The sequence below is a fragment of the Streptomyces sp. WAC05292 genome, assembly GCF_003949955.1.
In the GTDB taxonomy this organism is placed as follows: domain Bacteria; phylum Actinomycetota; class Actinomycetes; order Streptomycetales; family Streptomycetaceae; genus Streptomyces; species Streptomyces globosus.
The window spans coordinates 1-3,145 of sequence record NZ_RPSE01000556.1 but is presented as its reverse complement, the minus strand read 5'-3'; the positions used below and the strand labels follow the sequence as shown (position 1 = coordinate 3,145).

Sequence of the window (3,145 nt, the reverse complement as noted above, 5' to 3'; positions counted from 1 at the left end):
GGGAATACGTCGGGGCGGGCGGCCGTACGGGCGCCCCCGGGCCGGGGCGTGCCCATACGGCTCCGGTGCGGCCCCGCCACCCCGAGGAACGGCACCGTGAACGACATCCCCGCGATCACCCTCAACAACGGCGTCCCCATGCCCCGGCTGGGCTACGGCGTCTGGCAGGTACCCGACGACGAGGCGGAGCGCGCCGTGCGGACGGCGCTGGAGGCCGGCTACCGCAGCATCGACACGGCGGCCGCCTACGACAACGAGACGGGCACGGGGAAGGGGCTGGCGGCGGCCGGGGTGCCGCGCGAGGAGGTGTTCGTCACGACGAAGCTGTGGAACGGCCGGCAGCGGACCTGGCGGCGGGCCGAGGTGCTGGAGGCATTCGAGAAGTCGCTGGACCGGTTGGGCCTGGACCACCTCGACCTGTACCTGATCCACTGGCCTCGCCCGATGCGCGACGACTTCCTGCACATCTGGGAGGCGTTCGAGGAGATCGCGGCAAGCGGGCGGGCCCGGGCCGTCGGGGTGTCGAACTTCCGGCCGGAGGACCTGGAGCGGCTCGGCGAGCGCAGCACGCTGGTGCCGGCGGTGAACCAGGTCGAGCTGCACCCGCTGTTCCCGCAGGCCGAGCTGCGGGCCCTGCACGGGCGGCTGGGCATCGCCACGGAGGCGTGGTCGCCGCTGGGGCAGGGCGGGGAGCTGCTGCGGCTGCCCGAGGTGGTGGACGTCGCCGGCCGGTACGGGCGCTCCCCGGCGCAGGTAGTGTTGCGCTGGCACCTCCAGCTGGGGAACGTCGCGATCCCGAAGTCGGTGACGCCGTCGCGGATCAGGGAGAACCTGGACGTGTTCGGCTTCGAGCTGGACGCCGCGGACATGGCGCGGCTGGAGGCGCTCGGCAGTGGGCCGCGGGCCGGGCGTATCGGGCCGGATCCGGCGGTCTTCGACATCTGAGCAGGGGGGCTCGCTTGTCCGTTCCGGACGGGGTGTACCGGGTGCGCAACGTGGCGAGCGGGCTGCTCCTGCGGCTGGAGGGCGGCACGGCGGTGGGAGTGGGGCCACAGGGCCCGCCCGCGCCGGCGGCCGCGGTGCAGTGGCGGCTGTCGCCGGTGCACAGCGGCGGCGGCGTCGTCCACGTGGTGAGCGTGCACAACGGCAGGCGGCTGGACGTGGCGAACGCGTCGACGGAGAGCGGCGCGCGGGTGCAGGTGTGGCGGCCGAACGCGTTCGGTGCGCAGGAGTGGATCGTCGAGGAGCACCTCGACGATCCGGGGGTGGTGTCGCTGGTGGCGTGCATCAGCGGGCTGTCGCTGGAGGCGGACGGGCAGGGGCGCGCCCGGCAGGGCGAGGACACCGACTCGCCGGCGCAGTGGTGGCGGCTGGAGCCGGTGGCCTAGCTGCTCGCGGTGGCCGGGCCGGCCCCGGCAGGCCCGGCGGGGCCGCGGCGGCGGGCCCGCTGTCAGTGCGCGCCGTGGGCCGGGGCCAGGGCTTCGACGCGCTCGGCGAGCGCGAAGTCGGACTCGGTGACCGCGTCGCCCGCGCTGTGCGTGTTCACCGAGAGGCGGACGGTGTTGTAGCCGAGGGTGAGGTCCGAGTGGTGGTCGAGCTCGTCCTGCACGGCGGCGATGTGCACGACGAGCGCGCCCGCCGCGACGTGCGAGCCGAGGCGGTAGGTGCGGTGGAGGCGGCCGTCCTCGAAGGCCCAGCCGGGCAGCTCCCGCAGCCGGTCCTCGATCTCCTTCTGCGAAAGCGGTTCTGCTGCCATCGGCGTGCTCCTTCCCTGCCGGATCCGACTCCTGACGAGGGGTCAAGGTTGCCACAGGAGGCGCGGGAAGGGAGGCTCCGCGGCGGTCCGGCGCGCTGGGGTAGCGTCGTGTACATGGCGACCATGACACGTGCGGGCGGCGGCACCGTGGGGGAGCTGCTGCGCACCTGGCGGCAGCGGCGGGGCATCAGCCAGCTGGAGCTGGCCGGCCGGGCCGACTCCTCGGCGCGGCACATCAGCTTCATCGAGACGGGCCGGTCGGCGCCCAGCCGGGAGATGGTGCTCCGGCTCGCCGACCGCCTCGACGTGCCCGTCCGCGAGCGCAACTCGCTGCTGCTGGCGGCCGGGTACGCGCCGCAGTACGCGCAGACGCCGCTGGAGGACCCCGCGATGGGGACGCTGCGGGAGGGGCTCCAGCGGCTGCTGACGGGGTACGAGCCGTACCCGGCGCTGGTCGTGGACGCGGTGTACGACGTGGTCGCGGCGAACCGCGGCGTCCTGATGCTGCTGGAGGGGCTGCCGGAGCACCTCCTGGTGCCGCCGCTGAACGCGATGCGGATCACCCTGCACCCGGAGGGGCTGGCGCCGCGGATCCGCAACCTGCCCGAGTGGCGGGGCCACCTGCTGGCGCAGATGGAGCGGCAGATCGCGCTGTCCCGCTCGCAGGTGCTGCGCGCCCTGTACGAGGAGGTGGCGGCCTACCCCGTGCCGCCGGGGCGGGCCGCCGGCCCGGCGGGGGGCGGCGAGCCGGTCCCGTACATCGCGCTGCCGCTGGTGATCGAGCACGACGGGAGGGTCCTGTCCTTCGTGTCGTCCATCGCGACGTTCAACACGCCGATGGACGTGACCGTCGCCGAGCTGGCCATCGAGACGATGCTCCCGGCGGACCCGGCGACGGTGGAGTACCTGCGCTCACTGGCGGTCTGACGCGGCGCAGGCACGCAGCGCCAGGTGCTGGAGGAGGGCGAAGCCGGCGACGGTGAGCGCCTGCGCCGGGACCCACACCAGCCCGGCGGCGGTGGGGGCGTCCCACAGGAACAGGGAGACCAGGCTGAGCGCCGTCCAGGCGCAGTTGGCCTCGACGACGAGGACGACGGGCCCGGTGGGGGGCCGGCGCCGCGAGGCCGTCCAGGCGACGCCGGCGGCGTAGGCGGTGAGGAAGAGGCCGAGGGCGAACAGTGTGTCCGCGCCGATGCCGAGCAGTCGGCCGAGGGGGGCGCTGAAGGCGGCGTAGGCGAGGCCGTTGGCGCCGGTGACGACGGCGTCGAGGGCGAGGAAGCGGCGCAGGGCGGTCTGCGGCACCGCGGTACGGGCGACTCCGGCGACCAGGGTTGCGGACACGGCGGATCAACCTCCAGAGGGGGGCGGGGTGTACGGGCGGAACGGGGT

General features: G+C 74.7%; 5 protein-coding genes. 3 read left to right on the top strand and 2 right to left on the bottom strand.

What is annotated here, in order from left to right:
• Window positions 1-96: 96 nt before the first annotated feature.
• A complete protein-coding gene (locus EF903_RS30905) occupies window positions 97-945 on the top strand; it encodes an aldo/keto reductase (protein WP_125548290.1) in 849 nt (282 codons plus the stop codon).
• A gap of 14 nt (window positions 946-959) precedes the next feature.
• Entirely contained in the window at window positions 960-1,388 is a 429-nt protein-coding gene (locus tag EF903_RS30900; protein ID WP_125548289.1) for an RICIN domain-containing protein, read from the top strand.
• 62 nt (window positions 1,389-1,450) lie between these two features.
• On the opposite strand, the gene EF903_RS30895 is transcribed toward EF903_RS30900, so the two are convergent.
• A complete protein-coding gene (locus tag EF903_RS30895; protein ID WP_125548288.1) occupies window positions 1,451-1,756 on the bottom strand; it encodes a 4a-hydroxytetrahydrobiopterin dehydratase in 306 nt (101 codons plus the stop codon).
• A 114-nt stretch (window positions 1,757-1,870) separates the two neighbouring features.
• Here EF903_RS30895 and EF903_RS30890 point away from each other — a divergent pair, with 114 nt between their 5' ends.
• Window positions 1,871-2,683 carry a helix-turn-helix domain-containing protein gene (locus EF903_RS30890; protein ID WP_125548287.1) on the top strand — a complete coding sequence of 271 codons (813 nt, stop codon included), beginning with the start codon at window positions 1,871-1,873 and terminating at the stop codon, window positions 2,681-2,683.
• Here the strand turns inward: EF903_RS30890 and EF903_RS30885 are convergent.
• Window positions 2,669-3,097, bottom strand: coding sequence for a hypothetical protein (locus EF903_RS30885; RefSeq protein ID WP_125548286.1), 429 nt, complete (start codon window positions 3,095-3,097; stop codon window positions 2,669-2,671). The two genes, EF903_RS30890 and EF903_RS30885, sit on opposite strands and share 15 nt — an antisense overlap.
• Between the last annotated feature and the right edge of the window lie 48 nt (window positions 3,098-3,145).